The sequence below is a fragment of the Fuerstiella sp. genome, assembly GCA_022447225.1.
Taxonomy (GTDB): Bacteria; Planctomycetota; Planctomycetia; order Planctomycetales; family Planctomycetaceae; genus S139-18.
Genome location: JAKVAZ010000016.1, coordinates 91,306 through 110,313, shown reverse-complemented (window position 1 = coordinate 110,313; position 19,008 = coordinate 91,306). Strand labels below are relative to the sequence as shown.

General features: G+C 54.0%; 15 protein-coding genes. 2 read left to right on the top strand and 13 right to left on the bottom strand.

Annotation, left to right across the window (positions count from 1 at the left end; genetic code table 11):
* Positions 1-97 precede the first annotated feature (97 nt).
* The 6 genes from MK110_17565 to MK110_17540 all read right to left on the bottom strand — a co-directional run bounded on the left by MK110_17565 (position 98) and on the right by MK110_17540 (position 7,459).
* Positions 98-1,288, bottom strand: coding sequence for an MFS transporter (locus MK110_17565; GenBank protein MCH2213117.1), 1,191 nt, complete (start codon positions 1,286-1,288; stop codon positions 98-100).
* Positions 1,289-1,629: 341 nt separating this feature from the next.
* Positions 1,630-2,976 (bottom strand): FAD-binding oxidoreductase, encoded by a 1,347-nt coding sequence (locus MK110_17560; GenBank protein MCH2213116.1) that lies wholly within the window; start codon positions 2,974-2,976, stop codon positions 1,630-1,632.
* A gap of 243 nt (positions 2,977-3,219) precedes the next feature.
* On the bottom strand, positions 3,220-4,107 hold the full coding sequence (locus MK110_17555; protein MCH2213115.1) for a cupin domain-containing protein: 888 nt from the start codon (positions 4,105-4,107) through the stop codon (positions 3,220-3,222).
* Positions 4,108-4,290: 183 nt separating this feature from the next.
* Positions 4,291-5,340: a sterol desaturase family protein gene (locus MK110_17550; protein MCH2213114.1), complete on the bottom strand. Its 1,050-nt coding sequence runs from the start codon at positions 5,338-5,340 to the stop codon at positions 4,291-4,293.
* A 7-nt stretch (positions 5,341-5,347) separates the two neighbouring features.
* On the bottom strand, positions 5,348-6,922 hold the full coding sequence (locus tag MK110_17545; GenBank protein ID MCH2213113.1) for a hypothetical protein: 1,575 nt from the start codon (positions 6,920-6,922) through the stop codon (positions 5,348-5,350).
* An 84-nt stretch (positions 6,923-7,006) separates the two neighbouring features.
* Positions 7,007-7,459: a hypothetical protein gene (locus tag MK110_17540; GenBank protein MCH2213112.1), complete on the bottom strand. Its 453-nt coding sequence runs from the start codon at positions 7,457-7,459 to the stop codon at positions 7,007-7,009.
* Between the two features lie 221 nt (positions 7,460-7,680).
* Here MK110_17540 and MK110_17535 point away from each other — a divergent pair, with 221 nt between their 5' ends.
* Positions 7,681-9,048, top strand: a complete 1,368-nt coding sequence (locus MK110_17535; protein MCH2213111.1) for a molybdopterin-binding protein — start codon at positions 7,681-7,683, stop codon at positions 9,046-9,048.
* Between the two features lie 233 nt (positions 9,049-9,281).
* Here MK110_17535 and MK110_17530 read toward each other — a convergent pair whose 3' ends face one another.
* The 7 genes from MK110_17530 to MK110_17500 all read right to left on the bottom strand — a co-directional run bounded on the left by MK110_17530 (position 9,282) and on the right by MK110_17500 (position 16,902).
* Positions 9,282-10,229, bottom strand: coding sequence for a DMT family transporter (locus MK110_17530; GenBank protein ID MCH2213110.1), 948 nt, complete (start codon positions 10,227-10,229; stop codon positions 9,282-9,284).
* 453 nt (positions 10,230-10,682) lie between these two features.
* Positions 10,683-11,684 carry a phosphoglycerate dehydrogenase gene (locus tag MK110_17525; protein ID MCH2213109.1) on the bottom strand — a complete coding sequence of 334 codons (1,002 nt, stop codon included), beginning with the start codon at positions 11,682-11,684 and terminating at the stop codon, positions 10,683-10,685.
* Between the two features lie 258 nt (positions 11,685-11,942).
* A complete protein-coding gene (locus tag MK110_17520) occupies positions 11,943-12,710 on the bottom strand; it encodes a hypothetical protein (GenBank protein ID MCH2213108.1) in 768 nt (255 codons plus the stop codon).
* A gap of 276 nt (positions 12,711-12,986) precedes the next feature.
* The gene (locus MK110_17515) at positions 12,987-14,027 is read right to left on the bottom strand and encodes a Gfo/Idh/MocA family oxidoreductase (GenBank protein MCH2213107.1); all 1,041 of its coding nucleotides are present in this window, start codon (positions 14,025-14,027) and stop codon (positions 12,987-12,989) included.
* 86 nt (positions 14,028-14,113) lie between these two features.
* On the bottom strand, positions 14,114-15,019 hold the full coding sequence (locus MK110_17510) for a hypothetical protein (protein ID MCH2213106.1): 906 nt from the start codon (positions 15,017-15,019) through the stop codon (positions 14,114-14,116).
* Positions 15,020-15,111: 92 nt separating this feature from the next.
* The gene (locus tag MK110_17505) at positions 15,112-15,972 is read right to left on the bottom strand and encodes a phytanoyl-CoA dioxygenase family protein (protein ID MCH2213105.1); all 861 of its coding nucleotides are present in this window, start codon (positions 15,970-15,972) and stop codon (positions 15,112-15,114) included.
* A 171-nt stretch (positions 15,973-16,143) separates the two neighbouring features.
* Entirely contained in the window at positions 16,144-16,902 is a 759-nt protein-coding gene (locus tag MK110_17500; protein MCH2213104.1) for a phytanoyl-CoA dioxygenase family protein, read from the bottom strand.
* 485 nt (positions 16,903-17,387) lie between these two features.
* Between MK110_17500 and MK110_17495 the strand changes: the two genes are divergently transcribed.
* On the top strand, positions 17,388-18,965 hold the full coding sequence (locus tag MK110_17495; GenBank protein ID MCH2213103.1) for a calcineurin-like phosphoesterase family protein: 1,578 nt from the start codon (positions 17,388-17,390) through the stop codon (positions 18,963-18,965).
* Positions 18,966-19,008: the final 43 nt, after the last annotated feature.

Genomic DNA, 19,008 nt, shown 5'->3' with positions numbered 1-19,008 from the left:
AGGGAATCTGCGGCAAACCGTGGCACGCAGGACCTTGCACCTGGGTCAAAATCAGTGAACCATATTGAGGTTATTTTGAGCTCCAATGGTCTGTTCACTACGGTCGTCCCTTCGTGGCAACTCGGTTCAGACCAGCCTGTAATCGGCCGCACATTCCCAGCGGCAGCAAAGTCACTATCGCCATGATCCCCACTGCTGCGCCCACACTGAAGAAATCACTGATCATGCCAAACCCCACCGGACCGGCGACAGACGCCGCATTCGCCATGCTGTAGATCACGGCAAACCCGCGCGACTGACGAGTTTCATCCACAAACTGGCTCACCGAACCATAGGTAATCGTCGATGACCCCTGTAACACAACCCCTACCACGGGCAGCAAAACGAACGCGGCCACCGGAGGCAACAGGATGACACCCACAATCCCGGCAGCAGTACATGCCTCCACCAGAACCACAGAACGAACGACTCCGAAGCGCGCAGACAGATGACCACAGATATATTTTCCGATGACTCCGCCTGCGAGCGTTGCCACAACTGCAAAAGCAGCCAGACCGGCAGGCATGTTTTTCTCGACCATCAGAAACGCAACAAACACTAAAAATCCGTCCTGCACGGCAATGTCGAAAAACACGATTGCGGCCAGCCAACGAAATCCTGAACGGTCAGTAATCCCCCAGCCGGCAGTGGTAGCTGAGTCCCCAGGCTGAACCGATTCTGCACCTTTGAAACGTCGTCGCAGAACCAACCACAGTCCGACCGAGGCAAGCAGTGCCAGAATCCCGTAACCGCCCACAACCACCTGCCAGGCAATGCCGACACCGAACAACAGACTGGCAACACCAGTAAACAACAACTTGCCGGCATCACCGCTCGCGTTATAAGTACCCAACGCCACACGCCGACGGGTCCCGTCGAAGACCCGACTGATCAGCGAGGAGCTCAAAGAGTGTTGAAATGCAGCGCCTGTACCGGCGATCAACAATGCAAACAGCACACCATAGACAGTATTGGCAGTCGACAGTATTCCGTAACCCAGACCTGCCGTCATCAAACCAAATACCAAAAGTCGCCGTTCTCCAAAGCGTTCCGCCAAGATCCCGGCCGGAATTTCAAACACCCACATTATGCCGCTATAGACCGCCCGCACGATTCCCACCTGAGCGTAACCCAGGCTTAGAGACTGCGCCAGTATGGGCAGCAGCACATAGACCGTAGATGTCAGTCCGTCCTGGGTCGCGTGTACGCCGGCACTCACTGCCAGGGTTTGTTTCTTTTCTGTCTGCATGACAACGGCACCAAATAAATGACACCTGCTGAATGGTGCTCATTTAAAATTTCATGACCACCCCGAGGATCTCGACGAGTCATTGTAATCGTTGTCGAAAGAGACGGCCGGCAGGGGTGGAGAACGTCGAAGGCCTACTGAGTTGCGACTGAAAACAAATTAAAACAGGGTGCTTTTAATCATCTGGAGGACAACGTGAACAATTCAATGACCTGGTACGGTTCCCAATAACGATTTCCGGATACAAGTCGCAGTGGAATATGTCCTGTGAAACGAAACATGACTGTCTCGGCGACTCAACTCCCGTGATAAAATCTGAAAGCGCCGAGACACAGACCATTTCAAATTCGGTGGGTCGTCTCCCACGAGTCCCAGTTAGCTCCATCCCGACCTGGCCTGAGCATTTTTTCCATAAGCGCCCCGTACCGGACCTCTATGTCACTCTCAACGCCCGCCGCCCTGCCCGCCAGGTACTCAGCACCGACGTCCGCAAAACAGTTTCCTTTGCCGGAGAGCCCTGCGATGCCGTGCACTCGGCGCGAAGGATCGAACTCTCCGATCATCGGAAGATCATCGCAGGTAAAGGACTGCAGCCCGCCCCAGCGATGTGTGATCCGCACCCCGGCCAGGTGCGGGAAGAAGATGGCAAACTGAGTGTCAAGTCGGCGCTGATGTTCGGCTGACGGGCTGAATCCTTTTTTCTCCAACACCGGATGAGGATCACCGTCCTTAGTGAACTGCGGAAACAGACTATCCGGCTCGTCTCGCCCCCGTCCGCCGCCGAAGAGCAGCCGGAACCTTCCATCAGCCTCTACAACTTCGCGCCACCATGCAAGCTGGCCACCACAGCACCCCTGACAGGGACGTTCCGTAAGCGGCTCAGTGACGAAAACCTGACCACGTTCAGCACGCAGCCCGTGTTCCAGACCCGGAATAAATTGTGGAACCAGTGCATTGGTTGCCAGAAAGACACGTTCCGCAGTGATCACCCCGTCGGCAGTCTGCACTTTCACGGTGTCACCGGACCGCTGGATCTGCTGAGCACGAGAATTTTCAAAGATACGGACCTTGTCCCGATTCGAAAGACCGCGCGCCAAACCAGTCACAAATTTACCCGAGTGAAACTGTGCCGCTTCCAGATGGGCAAATGCCGCGACAGGAAACGGGCTGCCGGAACGTTCCCGTGTTTCATCCGCATCCAGTACTTTGGCATCAAAACCATCCTCACCAAGCATCCTGCAGTCTGTCCTGAACGATTCAAGCTGGTCCTGCCACCCTGGTGTATCCGGACGCAAAAACGTGAACACACCATTCACCTGGTAATCACACTCGATTTCGTACTCCTGGATTTGTTCTGTAATACAACGATGACTTTCCATCCCCAGCCGCCACAACTCACGTGCCGTCTCGCGTGAGTGAGTCTTTGCAAATTCCCCGTAGCTGCCCACATTGTAAGTGATGCACCCCTGGTTGCGGGATGAAGCACCGTCTCCAACACGACCGGCTTCGATCACAACCACGTCAAGACCGTACCGGGACAGACAGCGAGCCAGTTTCAGACCACTGATACCGGCACCAATCACCACAATGTCCACGCTAAGATCATGATCAAGCGAGGGATATCCAGGGCGGTACAGATCAAGCCAAAACGGGAGTCCATCGGACTGAAGCGTTGCTGATGTGGACATAAATCGTTTTACCAGTATGGATATTGATTGTCCGGCTCCGATCTCGAGCGCGAACCATTCGGACAGAACCGTATCTGCCTCCTGAGACAGCAGGCCCGAACAGGTCTGAATCAGAGACCTGGACCGGAAATTGACATGGGAATCTTAAAACGTGACAGACATGTGGTTCCTCATCAGCAGAAGAACGATCGGCGCGAGTGCCGTAGCAGCAAGAGTTCGAAACCAGTCAAGGGATTACCGTTATTATGGCTGCAGCTGATCCTTGTCCATCGCCACACCAACGATCAGCAGCTCCAGATCTCCTGTGCTGTTATTCGTAATGCTGTACGATTCATTGAGCAGGGTGTAGAAGGCATCACCTTTGCGGATAGCTGCTGACCGGCCATCAATCGTTATGCTCCCGGCTCCGCGCACGATGTAATAGATCTCTTCGATGTTTGCGTGCTGACGAGTCCCAACTCCGGACTCGGGTGGAATGATCAGGTGATCGACAAACGCCCAGGGAGTTGAGAACACTGCAGGAGCAAGTGCCCGACGGTAGTGAACAGTCCCTGTACCTCCATGGTACCGATCAACCGGCTGCAGGAGACTGCGGTCGAATGTCGCCGCGACAAACACCGGGGGTTCGTCCAGGGAGGCCCCCACTCGGTCATCGTTTAAATCAAAGTTATCATAATTGCGTTTGACGGATGAAACGGCAAAGTTCAACCATCCGGCCGGCTTGTCAGTCGGATTGTAGATCGCATGAGACTGCCCCATCTTGCACGGAACTCCCGCAGGCCCCTGCAGCAGTGATGTACGACCGTTGATGGTGAACTCCGCCTCGTTGTCGAGGATCACATACATTTCTTCCATCTTGTGATGAAAGTGATGTCCGATTCCGCCCTTCGGAGGAATCACACCGCAATCAAGGAAAATGAAATTCGTGTTCATCGCCGGTCGGGACAACAGGCCCTGGTAATGCAGTTTACCGGCGCCACCGTGAACGCTGGAAGCGGTGCTGTACATTGACGGATCTGAATGAGCGATCCGTCCAGACAGCAATTCAGCGTTGTTCGTGTCTTCGCCGGAAGCCGGTAACACGACTGACAGAGTGCTCAGGATCACAAAAAACGTCCTGGTGACTTGCATGAAAGCTGATCCTTTTGTTTCGAAAGAGCAACAGGATTGATCGGCTGGACAGATCATCTCCGTCCGATGGGGACGGAAATGCGTTGACGGAAAATTTTGATTGGCCCTGATCAATAAGTAATAAGCAGTCCTGCAACGACTGCCGCTTCTCAAACTCCATCGCGAAACAGAACATACCGCAACCTACTCTGCCGGAATTCGCCGCTTCCTTCGCATCCGTTCGAGCGATTCCGGAGTGCCGTCGTGAAGCGACCCCATCCAGCGATCCAGTGGTACCGTGATGGTACCGTAATTGCATTCAAAATAGCGGTGATGCAGATAATGAAAATATGAGTCCACCGACATCCCGCTTTCTGCATCTTTCTTCAGCAGGATCCGGTCAAATCCCGTGTGTCCCAGCGCCGGATTCAGTGCCGGACGCTGCATGAGATAGAACATGTGGATCGGGTGTGACGGTACGATGAATAGAATGGCCCAGCGACTAAAATAGAGGAGGTGTTCGATCGGGTGCATGGACAACCCCGACCACGGACCGACATTGGTGTTGCGATGGTGCAGGTAGTGTGCCGCGTCGTAGAGTGGTTTCCAGTGTGAGATTCGATGGATCACGTAAAAGTGCACGTCCTGCCAGAACGGCAAGATGGTGGCCAGCACCACGAACCATACAGGGTTGCCGGACAGCGTGATGAATGAAAGCCAGCCGTTGCCGTATGCCCACAGCATGAGAACTTCGTACACCGTCCAGATGGTGGCACCGCTGGCCAGACTCCAGAACATATTGTCCCGGACCTGGTTGTTAAACAGAAATATTTTGCTGTGTGTTCCAGGCCACCGCGAATTGTACTTAAAACGGGTGCCCTGCAGGCGGCGCCAGTACAGGATGATGTGCAGCGTACCGGCCACCAGCAACAGCATCACCAGGTTGCGCAGATACATCGGCAGGATCCATCCGACACTCAAATGACTGAAATTACTGAGCTGTGCTGATCCCGGCTGCAGAAACCGCCACGTCACCGCCGCCAGTCCGTAGTGCGCCGCAGCTCCAAACGGCCAGAGAAACCCGGGAAAACCAAGGAAGAACCTGAACAGTTCCCTGGGCTGAACAGGCCATCTAAAAGGCAGAGCCTTACCCAGAATGCGCGGCCTCCACTCACCTCGGGCGTCCCGACTCAGTGAGCCGTCATCAATCTCGGTCGCTGCGGAGTGTTCGACTTCCTGTTGAGTGGTTGCCATAGTTGAATTACCCGGATGTCCGATTCAACGCGGAAGGATATGGACCGTATTCAATAAGCAATTCAACGCTTTGAATCGTCACACCGCCTTCAAGCCCATCGGGACGCGAGTCCAGTGAGAGGTCCAGAACGTTTGCCCCGGCACGTGGCAGCACACTGTTAAGTTCAAAGGCAAGCAGCTGACCTTCGTAGGGCGAAACAGAATTATTGAAGTCGCGTCGACATGTTTCCGTCGCCAGAGATTTTCCGTTCAATCGAATACTCAGTCGATCATCGGTCACCAGATTCTTGATGCTGATGCGGAGCTGGATACCCCGAATGCGGCCCGCAGACTGTTCGACGTCGTCCGCAATCGAAAACGGGATTGTGTAGCGTTTGCCCGGATCAGCGGATTCGATTTTGAGAGGTAAATGAGCGTCGTACCCCAATTCGGCGGCCTGTGCGGACCGACGATGCAGGATGTAATGTTTGTTGGCTTCGGTGATCAGATCTGCATCTCCCAGTTCCGTGAGCGATCTTCGCTCGGCGTCTCCCAGTGGCCACTTCATGAACCAGGTGTAAAGTCCATCGACATCACGGTTCCGGAAGTTTGCAGCGGCTGCCCGCAGATGCTCCGGGCCCGCATGGACAGGGACAGCTGACCCTGTTTGTTCATTGGCAACGTAAGGAGCAAGCATACCGTACACGGAAATATCTTTTTGATGTGCAGCCTCAACCAGCCAGTCGAACGGCATATCCGGATCAAGTGTAAAGTCGAGATAGAACATCGGAACTATGTAATCGACCAGCCCCTGCCGGAGCCACGAACGAACATCAAGGCCCTGAGCAAGGTTCATTTTTTCCGTCGGATAAACTCGAGCACCCAGCTGCAGACTGCGGTCAGTGCGACTGCGAACCATCTCAGCAATCTGAGCAACGTAGCGGGTCATGACGGGAGTGAATTCGGAAGCATCTTCGTTCCTGAGGATCGGAGGCATACCGCCTGGCGCCGCTGCAAAATCCAGCTCAAGTCCCTCAACATCGTAGTCTGTCGCCAGTTCTCTGATTACAGCCAGCTGGTGGTCCCGAACTTCCTGATGGGCCATCCCGCGGCCGCCCTCAGGCACCTTGAACTCAGGCTTGATCCCGCCATAGCTGCTCATACGCAGGCTGGCGATGAATTCCATATCCTTTTGATGTGCACGATCAATCAGCACTTTCAAAGGGTCGAGTCCCTGATCCATCAGACTCTGCATATTGTGCCAGGCACGCCAGTAAGCAGCAAAATCGAACGGCCGTTTGTCCTCACCAAACCGCATACCCACTTTCGACGGGTAAAACAGCCCGTCACCACGTTCGACTCCGTACACGAACGTGTCGATAGCAGTCCCCGCAACTTCGTCAATCGGACGCCACGCATCCGCCAGACTCATCGGGGGATCAAAAACGTACAGGTAGTAATGTCGCGCGTCGTTGAAATAGATCGTCCTTGGCCTGCGCGCCGGTCGTCTGTTCTGATCATCAGCTGCTGCGATCGGATTCACACCGACAGCCGTACTCGCAAGAGCGGCCTGCTGCAGAAGTCCACGTCGAGTCAGATTCATGTTTTCTCAACCTGTGAAGTTGTCAGTGGGCCAGGGACGCGGGATCCGGCAAACCAAGTGGACATACGATTGCGCCACGGTGCTTCATTCTGAACTCCGGTCGACTCCCACGACATCGAATCCGCGCCAGGCAAATTCTTGGGCCATCCCGGATGCGTGAGGCCATGCCTTCACATGCTCTTTGCTGGCGACCCACTTCCGTCGATTTTCTTCGGTATCAAAGACCAATTCCATCTGATAGTTGAATTGGGTTGGCTCCGCCTGAATCTCCTCGGCAACGTCCGGGGCGAATAGACGCAACAGGCCGGACCTCAGATATCCCTGCTGTTTTCTCAGGGCCGGCACGTACGACTCAGCAAACATTTCTTCAAATTCTGCTGAACGTTTCGGATCAACCTTAAAATAGATTTGCAACAGAATTTGGCTGGAGCAGACCTGTTCGTTTACCACCGCAGCTACCGGCTGATTCTCGCCACCAATGCCGACGGCGCCAATCAACGCAGCACCCTGAATCAGTTCCCGTCGTGTGACACCCATGTTGATAAACCCTGATGACTTGAAGTTCTGTTTCTCCGATTCAACAACGATTCCCTCAGGAAATTGAATCGAATCCATCCTCTTCGTCGCGAGTGTCGGTGTCAACCATGGACCGTAACTGGGTAACTGCATTACAGGATACGAGTACTTGACGGTCGCTCACCGGCCGCTGATACTGCCAAGCTGACTGCGTTCAGATCTGGAACAGTGGCGAGGCTCAGATGATACAAATCTGCAGAAATATTAATTGTCGATTCAGTGTCAGACAGTTGCCGTCAGGCTTGTGGTACCGGTTGCTGCCGGTGGTCCTGCTTTGTTCACCGGCAGGCAACGCGGCCTCATCGTCTGCGGATCCTCCAACCACCAGCTACATGATCGTGGTCACCGGAAGTGAATTACTGAAGGGTGATTATGCAGACGGACACACTCACTTTCTCACCCGCACCATGCATCCGCTGGGACTGCGATGTATCGGTTCGATGAGTGTTGATGATCAGCCAGGAGACATCAAAGAGGCGCTGGAATTTGCAACCGGCAAAACGAACCTGGTATTTGTCACAGGTGGGCTGGGCCCGACTGACAGTGACATCACCCGACAAATCCTTGCCTCATTCACCGGAATCACACTTCATGAACATCCGAAAGTACTGCACGAACTGGAAAAGAGATACAAGATACCGCGAGATCAACTTCGGTCCGGGCTGAGACGTCAGACGCTGGTACCAACTTCCGGCACGTATCTCAACAACGCAAAAGGAACCGCAGTCGGGCTTGTATTTGAGTCCGCAGACTCACTGATTGTGGCACTCCCCGGCCCGCCGCGTGAACTGCAGCCAATGGTACGTAACGAACTTCTGAAGTACCTCGGTCAGCGATTCGATTTACGACCGGCCGGCTGTTCGCTGACACTGCGATTCGTCGGTATCGGGCAGTCCACCATCCAGCAAACTTTGAACGACCAGGTGCCGCTTCCGCCGAATACGGTTCCTTCTTCGCAGTTCAGAAACGGCCGGGTCGACTTTACATTTTCACTTCCGGAAGACACACCCCGACACCGTGATCAGCTCCGACAGTTAAAGCAGAAGATTATCCGTCATCTGGGTGATTACATCTATGCAACAGACGGCTCGTCCCTGGAAGACCACGTTGTGAAGCTGCTCGAGTCACGCCGCCAGACACTCACTATCGCGGAAGTCGGCACCGGCGGAGGACTGATCTCTCAGGTGAGTTCAGCTTCAAACGCTGAGAACGTATTGTTGGGGGCCTTTGTTGCACCCACTGAAGACAAACTGAGAGTTCTGCTGGATGAGTCCCGCGATCAGCCGGTGGAACAAACCTCAGACGCCGAGGCTGCTGAGCAACTGGCCTCGGCCGCAGCCCGATTCACCCACAGCCACTGGAGCTGTGCAATCGGAAAGATTCAAAGGGAAGCGACCGGTGCGATTTTTGTTCATGTCGCCGTCCGGACTCCCGATGCGCAGCTAAAAAGTCAGCGTGTTCGACTGCGGGCCGGTGACAAACGGCACTCCAGACTCGTGACTCAACTTCTGAATCAACTGCGCCAACAGCTCAATGGAAGGAACCCATAACGGGTCCCGGTGTCCACCCCTGTACACCTGACATCACTTGGATGTATCTCGACGACACCAGGTGATTTCATAACGAATATGAAATAAACAGCAATACCGATCTGATACCCCGTCCGTACCGGAGTGGTAAACAGGAACGTTAAGGTTGCATCACTTATACCCTGCCGGCTGCCTTAGCATGACAGCGATAGTTCAAAACAGTCCCTGGCAAGGATGAGCTCATCAGTAGAGGTTCATGTCACTGATATCAATACGGAAACACCGATCAGCAGGGCTCCGGTCAGGCGCATTACCATTGTCCGGTGACTGGGTCCCAGTTCGGATGCGTTGAACCGGTGAGCGAGAATCCAGGTCAACAGAACTCCCCAAAGACCACGCAACGAATATACGATATTGACTCGCGTTGCGTCTCCGAACAGCCCAAGCGTGAGAGTCATGCCGATTGCCTGAACCGCCAGCAGAAAAACACCGACTGCCAGCGGTTGTATCACTCTCATCTGCCGCAGATCTGCCGGACGATCGGCCAACGGAAGGAATGCCAGTGAGAAGATCGCCGCACAGGCAATCGCAATTGGCAGAAAGTACCCCGCTCCCCAGTCGGGAGCCCACCGCTGAATCAGCAAATCAAAGAGCGTCATGGAACAGGCGGCTAACAGCGCGAAGCCAACAGACGCCACAATCCGTGAATGATGCACTGATGCGTCACGAGTTTGTACAAACGCAATTCCGACAACGGTAATGGCAGCCGCGATCCAGACTCGCATCGATAACTCCTCATCGACAAATAAACGTGAAGCTGCCGGGACGAGAAGAACCTTGACTCCCAGCACAGGTGCCGCAACTGAAATGTCTCCGTGCGTCACGGCAAGAACCGTAAACAACTGGCCGGTAACAAACAGTCCACCAACGACAGCCGGTTGCCAGAGCATAACGGCCGGCGGCATAGTCCCCCCCATTAATGTCAACACCGGAAACACGCATGCCGCCCCCCAGCAGACACAGATCATCGATGTCCACGTTGATACACCGCGTTCCTGAACACGCTTGAGACACTGCAGGCCAAAGATGACCAGCACACCGGAACAGAAAGGCAGCAAAAGATGAATCGGCTCAGTCCTCTCATGAGGCGTCCTGGCAGACTCACGAATCAAACGGTGCCAGAACAAAACAGGTGCAGCCACGACGAGACTGTTCAAAAGTCAGTCTGTGAAGGCCACACTGTGACATTTGTGATGAGGGAAAACCACTACCGGTAATCAGCCTGACAACAGGCAAACCATGAACAATACGGTCCGGGGTTCAAGTGTCATTCCGGTTCCGGAGATAACCGGCACGCAGTCTGACAGGCTGTCGCCGTTCAGCCACATTCCGGAGCCAAGCACTCGACTGAACATCTGCCACAGCATCACAGAACAGCACGTCATTGCCAAATCGTTCGAAAAGGCTCAGGCGCACCTGACCACAGGCAGGTGGAATTCTGTTTCATCAGCATGTTCTTTTCCGCCGATTGTCAGGTAAAGACTCATCCGCTGATCACCCAACATGTTTACGCAGCGTGCAAACATAAACGTAGCGACCACGTTCAGGAGTCGTTGAACTCACTATCAGACTCTCATATCCGATGTATTTCATCGCTACCAGGCCCACTGATCACGGATCTCCGAATTGATCACGGCACCTTCCGGCCAGTTCCCCTGGCGAAGACTGACGATACACTCAGCGGCTTCCACACCCATCATCAGACGTGACAGGCTGTCACCGCTTCCGATATGCGGACTCACAAGAACATTGGGAAGCTGGAAGAGAGGATTGTCGGCAGTGACCGGTTCCACTTCAAACACATCCAGACCGGCTCCGTAGAGATGCCCGCTTTTCAACGCATCGATCAGATCTGCTTCAACCTGCAGGCCGCCCCGTGCCGTATTGATCAGAACGGCACCTTTCTTCATTTTTTCAATCGTCTTTGCGCAGATCAGACCCTGCGTGTCCTCACTGAGCGGACAGTGGACGCTGACGTAATCTGACCGTCCCAGCAGGTCGTCCAGTTCGACAATTTCGATGGCATGCTGTGCGACAAATTCGGCGTGGGGATAGAGTTCAGCAGCAATCACCTTCATTCCCATGGCGATAGCCCGCGAAGCAAGGCTGCGACCGATTCGGCCAAGTCCAATGATTCCCAGCACCGTTCCGCGAATCGGCAGCGTTTCGGACTGCGGCCAGCGACCGGCTCGGGCATGTTCATCGTTGGGCAATACCCCCTTGGCAACACCAAACAGCAGAGCCAGTGCGTGCTCAGCCACCGACTCATGATTGGCATTGGGTGTAATCGTCAGGGCAACGTTATGGGCCGTCGCAGCCGGAACATCTACCTTATCGTACCCAACGCCTGACCGGGCGATGACACGAAGATCGGGAAGCGCGGCTATCACGTTTTTCGTGTATTGAGCACCCCCTGCGATCACAGCCGAGCATTTGCTGAGCTGCTCAATCGTCTCTGCTTCCGATTTTTCACCGCGTGTAAAGGTTGGATCATCAGGATAAATGACTTCAAATCCGGCTTCTTTCAGGACATGAACGTACCTGGCATCAATACCGAGCATATGTTCCGGTGCAATCAGCACAACATCTTTAGACATGAGGACTCCGCAATCGAATTCAATAAGTTTTCTGCGAACCGTTATTACGCTGTCGGATGAGTTTCGTCAATCATCCGCATCTGTGCCGTTCCGTCAGTCAAACATCGCATGTGTCTCCGGAGGTCCGTCCGCGGTCAGGACCAGTCTGCACGCGGCCAACCATGTCAAAAAGCAAAGACAAAGCTGATTAATCAGTCAGATCATCGCTGCACTGTCGATCCGCCGAACCGGACATGTTGGCGTTTCGAAATCGAGGATTCACCCTTCATCGGCCACCAGCCACTGCATTCCGCGGTGCACCTCAGTCCGCCGGAATGGTAAATGACCGGGCCGGACAAGGTGACAGACGATCCTGCCGGACGTCCAAGGCCAGAGCATACCGACTCGTAAATCGTCCCGCCATGTGAACGGCCATTGCGGCGCGCCGGTCAGAACAAAATCGCAGTTGGCGCCAACATGATCATTTTCAATCAGCGGCTGCATCACGCTGAGAAATGAGATGTGTGCCGGTCCGCCAGGATCGTCGTTCTGAATGCCATACAGCTGTCGCACACCAACTTTGACGGTCTGACCGTGCCGGACACAATGCATGAGTTCGTCAAGGTCACCCGCTACACAGTTACCGTCGGCGTCATTCTCGTAGACGACCCGCCAGCGATCGCACGTGAACCAGCGATAAACTCCGTATTGATACCGCTGGCTTTCGTCGAATGTCACGTTGTCGAGCATCCACTTGACCTGTGAGAATGCCCCCGACGTGTCATACTTAAAAAAGCTAAAGTACGGCTGATCAACCAGAGTACCGCGATGCGAATGGGAATGATGATGAGTCATCATTCCGGCAAATGCATCGTTCTCGCCGACATACGTTTGCTGGAAATACAGCGTCTCTTCGTAGCTTTCGGCATCCAGAAACACGCGAAGATCGGCGCCACGACTGAGCGTTTCCGCCGTCGCCGCAGAACTTCCATGAGTGACCTCAAGATCACGATTCTGCTCCAGAGATAACTGCCAGTCAGAGCCCATTGTTAAATCCTTCAGATTTGCTGATTCCGGGCATTAGCCGGACCGCTGATCGTATGGTGTTCGTTGGAAACGTCCGGCGGACGCGCCCGTGTTAAAATCGGAATGACGACTTCCCTCCCCGCCGAAACAGGGCAGACCCGCAGGCGCGTTGTCCTCACGGTTCAACGTTTTGATACCAATTGTAACGGTCTGACCATTCAACGGATCACCGCGTAGCTCACGGTATCCGCATTGTCGTTCAGCAACCAGTGACCAGTCCCACCACGACTCTGTTGGTTAGGCCTGTTCAATCTTTGTCGCGCGGCCGGTTTCGGCAGCCGAGTATACTGAGAACACGGTCCTGAGTGCACGCAGACTATGTTCGCTGCTGATGGGAGGCTCCGTCATATCTGCACAGGCACGAATCGCTTCGCTGACGAACGGCGTGTAACCTCGAGGCTCTTTCTGAGCGATGGTCTGCAGACTGCCGGCATTTTCGCCCGCGGTGGTGTACCATGTCAGCGGCTGATCTTTCATGGGTTCGATCAGAATCCAGCCGCGTGAACCCCAGATCTTGATGTGCGAATGATAGCTGCGGTCCAGATAATAACCCGATGTCATCGTGCCCAGCGCTCCGCTGTCAAACCGCAGCGCAGCGGTTGCCGAGTCCTCAATATTGACCGGCTGCCCACCGATATTCGTGGTAAAACCGACAACTTCTGAGATCGACTGTCCGGTGATATGCATCGCCAGATCGAGCCAGTGGATCCCCAGCCAGATCAGATGCCCGCCTCCGGCTCGTGTTCTGTCAGCAAACCATTTCTTATGATAGGAAGGCCGTGTCAGGCGTGTCTGGTCGGCGATAAGATGCAATTCGACCCCAAACAGTTTTCCGATCCGGTTTGACGTAAAAATTCTTCGTGCGGCACGGATCTCGGGATTTGTGCGGTTAGCCAGCGCAAGCATCAGGTGCAGATGTTTGCTGTGCGCTTTCTGAACGAGCGGCGTAAAATCTTCAGCTCGCACGCAGGAGGGTTTTTCTGCAAACACATGGCAGCCGGCCTCCAGCGCTGCGTCGATAACAGGTGGCGCCAAACCTGCCTCCATCGTGATCAGTGCCATTTGAGGCTGATCATCGCTGAGTACCTGACGATGATTCCGTGACACAGACCGCAGTTTATTTCCCAGGACCTGTTTCGCTTCCGATTCCCAGTATCCGTCCGGATCTGCCAGCACAACTTCCTGACATCGTTCTGCAGCTGCCAGTGCGTTGAGATATGCCCGAACATGGGCGCCGCCGGCATGCGTCAACAGCCCCACCTTGATTCTGTTCACCATGTGTCTGATAACTCCTGGTCATCTGCAGCGTGAACTCCGGATCAATAACATAGTCAGTAAACTATCGTTGCTGTTTTATGATCAGTTCACTCACTGACAAACCAGCGAATGGGGTAGCGTCGGGTTTCACGCCGAAATTTCAAGGTAAGAGGATCGCACAGCCAGCGAGCCACATGGCCGTCCGTCCGCGGCACGAGCCATCCGAAATCCCAGGAACAACTTCCGTAGCCCAGAGGAATCGAAGGACGCGTTCGAACCACAGGATTTGCTGACGCCAGGAACAGCCGCTGATCTGTGTAGTAGTAACAGGCTCCCAGATGAATAAAGACCTCGTGGTCCACCAACGCTTCTTCGTCATCAGAAAGATCGTGGCAGAGCCCCCGTACAGCGATCTTGACTTCTGCCCCACGTTCGAACGAATCAGCCAGCTCAGTAACATCACCACTGGTTACTCTGCCATCAGCATCATGAGACAGCACTTCACGCCAGCCGGAGCGCACCATAAATCGAAAACATTCAAAGTCGTAGATAAAATTGCTGCTGGGAGCATTGGTTTCAGCATCAAAGCTCTGCAATTCATGATATTTGGGCATGTCCGGCCAATCGTTGACCGGCGACGCCCCCGGCTGACCTGTTGCTTTGCGACCGTCCAGGTGCGGACGGGCAATGGCCTGGTGACCATCCTGATTGTAAAGGAAAAACGACATGGATTCGCGCGGCCCGAACCCGTCCGGAGGAGCGACCGGCATACGAAGATTCTGAATTCCCGCCACCCATCGATCGTCAATCAGGTACGTGATCCGAAAATCCATCACCTCCTTAATGAGTTCGTCACTGTCTGATGCCGTATCGATGTGTTCGTTGTACCGAAACGCCGTCCCGACACGGAGATCCGCTCCCTTCCGAATCGCGTCAGTCAGTACCTCCGCATTTCCGGAATCCGGACGGCGTTCTGAATCGAGACACAACACTGATTCCCAGTGAGCTGTCACTGTTGACTCTTTCCTGTGGTCGCAGTCTGCTGCCCGATTGAACTGTCATAGCGCGGCGTACCGGTAAACATCAGATCGGTAACGAAACGCATCTATAAGCTCCACCGGCTGGGATTGATGCCGGGAGCTTCGGTTAGCATGTTGGCTGGCCGATTCGGAACATCGAAATCAATTCGACGCGTGTTGAGACTTTTGAACAACGGTCGAACACGCTCCGGAAGCTGATCAACCTGCTCGGGGTCCCGGTCAGGAACTTCGACAATCGGTCCGGACCATTCCGGTCGGTAGGCGATCGCCAGCATCCGCCGATCTGACTCACTGACGTTCGGATAATTCCCGTGAAAGACCGTCTGATTGATGATCACAGCCGACCCGGCGCGACACGTGACCATCACTTCTTCCGGGTGACGCAGATAGCGGTGATACGGGTTGGCGTCCGCGTGCAGCGACAAATGAGAACGTGGAATGACCTTGAACGGTGACCGTTCCGGAGTCAAATCGTCAAGATAGTACAGAACACGGACCAGACACGGGCTGCTGGCCTGAGTACCAAAGATCTTCGACCCGTAAGGTTGCGCATCAGTGTGGATTGCAATTCCAGGATGACCAGGTTGGGACAAACTATAACCGCAACTGGTGCAAATCAGCTCATCTCCCAGAAGCGTTGTCAAAAATTTGACCATAGCGGGCAGCGCTATGAGATCAATGCAGGCCGGAGAATCGGTCCACTGCACGTCATTGCAGCCACGCTGATTCTCACTGTAATCAACGGAAATGGTGGGAAGACGATCGAGTTCATCGCGGATCTCAGACATTTGATTCGGCGGAATCAGGTCCGGAATTACGAGATAACCTTCGAGTTCAAGATGCCTGATTTGGTCGCTGATGGCCAAATTGCCCCACTCCGTAGATGCGGTGATTGCTTCCGTGGTGGTATTCGTGGGTTCGGTCATGTTCGCTGTCTTCGCAGGGTCAAGGGTTCAGAAATTATCGACATTCACATTCGTACAGATCGCATGCCGGCGCCGCATCACAGCCTCTTCATCCAGTTACAGAACTCAAAGCGTAAGGAAGGACTGCAGAGACCACAAATCTGTTGCTCAGAATTCAAAACCAACAGGGAATTAATAGCGAACCAGAAAGTCGTTCTGTCCGGACTGATCAATTCCCCGCATGAGATAGACGGTTCGTTGTGACATCGCCAGACGGCCTTCGCCAACATACCGGATTGGTCGATCGTGTACGTAAACTGATGTGGTCGGCATATAACGCAGCGTCATTCCCCGGCGAGATTTATCGGACTCGTTTGAATCCGACCCGTGATACAGGTAGACATCGTGCAGTGAAACCTGACCTGGTTCCAGAACAATGTCTTCAGCGTCATCCTCATTGAATTCGGATTGATTCAGTTCCAGACTCAGGGCAAGCCCGTCAGCATCATTGCTAACGTGTTGAGCCAGACGCTGCTCACGATGCGAACCCGGAATAACGCGCAGACAACCGTTGTGCCGGGTCGAAGCGTCGATGGCAATCCAGACCGTGCATGTTGCCAGCGGTTCAATCGGCCAGTATTCCCCGTCCTGGTGCCAGGGCGTCTTCGTACCAATGCGGGCCGGTTTAGCAAAGAAACTGCTGTTCCATAATGCGATGTCATCACCAATGACCTGAGCCACCATATCCAGAATTTCAGGCATTCGGGCGACCGTTAGATACCAGGTGTCATAGGCCAGCAAAGCCGAGCAATAATCGGAAAACTCCGGATGTTGTTCAATCAGACGGTCGTGCGCCCGTCTGATCTCTGCCAGCACATCTTCCGGAAGACGAAAATCAGGCGTGACGTATCCTTCCTGACGATACTGTGCGATTTGGGAGTCGGTAAGCATGATCGATATTAGTTCCAGGTCCCAGGCGGCACCACCTGACGGTGGCCTGTCGGTAAAACGGAATTATGGCATGCAGGCAACATGCTGTAAAAGTGTGTGCGACACGTGATGTCAGCACCCGCAGGTTTTAACCCACGTCACCCTCTGACAGAAGTCAGTCGGAGCAGTTAAGCCGCTGCCGGTAAGGAACAGGCTCGCTGATCCCGCGGCCCCAGGTCGCAACTCATCGTGGAGTCTTCAGAGAGGTTCTTTAACAGCAACTTTCCGCAGACCTGAAAGGCGAAAGAATTAACTATAAATCACGACATTGATGACAGGGAACAAACCGTCAGAGAAACGTCACCTGCGTCAGAATCTACTGAGACGTCTGATGGCTGAAAGAACATTCGGTCGTTTGGACATCGCAGGATTGTGTTCGGCGGGAAGCACTTTACACTCAGTATCAGTAATGTCTGAGTCAGAGTTTTTTTTGCAAAGGTTGGTTCATGCTTCGAATAGCGATTTTGCTGGTCTGTCTCAGTCTGCAGAGTGAATTCTGTTTCCCTCGGACGACCGCAGCAGACGACACACACCAGCAGGCTTGCGGGATTGTCTATCATGATGTGAACGGCAACCAAAAATACGACGCCGACGATCGTCCGCTGCCCAACGTGCGTGTGTCAAACGGGACCCGGATTGTTGCCACCAACGATGACGGTCAGTACAGCCTGTCGGTCGATGAAGACACGATTTTGTTTGTCATCAAACCTCGTGGCTGGCGGACCCCGCACACTGAAGACAACCTGCCGCAGTTTTACTACATACACAAACCACACGGATCTCCCTCATCCAAATTCTCCGGAGTTGCACCAACCGGTCCGCTCCCGGAATCCGTGGATTTTCCGCTGACACCTCAGACCGAACCGGATGAATTTCAAGCCATACTGTTCGGTGACACGCAGCCGCGAAACCAGCAGGAAGTTGACTGGATCGCTCACGATGTGATTGAAGATTTGATTGGTACGACAGCCTCGTTTGGCGTCACTCTGGGTGACATCGTATTTGATGACCTCAATATCATGCAGCCACTCAACAAAACAATCGGCTTGCTGGGCATTCCCTGGTACAACGTCATCGGAAACCACGACATCAATTCGGACGCCACGAGTCGCCGGCATGTCAACGAAACTTTTGAACGGATATACGGTCCGTCCTATTACTCATTTGATTACGGGCCAACCCATTTTCTGGTGCTGGACAACATCGAATGGCTGCATGATCCGGAGTCAGGAAAAAGCAGTTATCGTGGTGGTATTGGCCAGAAACAGCTGAGCTACATCAAGACAGATCTGTCACAAATCCCTGCGGATCAGATGGTCGTACTGCTGATGCATGTTCCGCTTCTGTACACTCATGATCGACATGGTCTCTATCGCCTGATTGAAAAACGCCCGTTTTGTATTTCAGTCTCCGGACACACACACACTCACGAGCACCGGTGGATTACAGGTGACGACGGCTGGGAAGGCCCGCAGCCCCACCACCACATTATCAATGTGACAGTCTGTGGCAGCTGGTGGAGCGGTGCTCCGGATGAACGAGGGATCCCGCATTCGGTGCTGTCGGACGGAGCCCCCAACGGCTACTCGCTGCTGTCCTTCAACGGAACGGAATATCGGCTCGATTTCCGAGCCGCCGGTCGCCCAACTGATTACCAGATGGAGATTGACTCACCGGAGGTGATCAGGCAGTCAGATTCCGGGAATCAATCGATTACGGCAAACGTCTTCAACGGGTCGGCTAAGTCGGTTGTCGAGCTGCGTGTGGGAACGGGAGACTGGCAGCGTATGACGAAAGTCAGTTTGATTGATCCGAAGTATCAGCGAGTCTACGACCGCGAAGCAAAATTACTTGCGTTGAAGGAATCATGGCGCAAACTTCCAAAACCGAAACTGTCGTCGCATATCTGGCAATTCAGCCTCCCGGCAAACCTACCCGTCGGAGTACATGCCCTGCAGATCCGGGCCACCGATCATCACGGCCGTGTGTTCAACGGACGACGGATTCTGCGAGTCGAGCCTTAGAAGCACCTGATTTGGTGGTGTCTGCGCTAACCGATTAAGCATC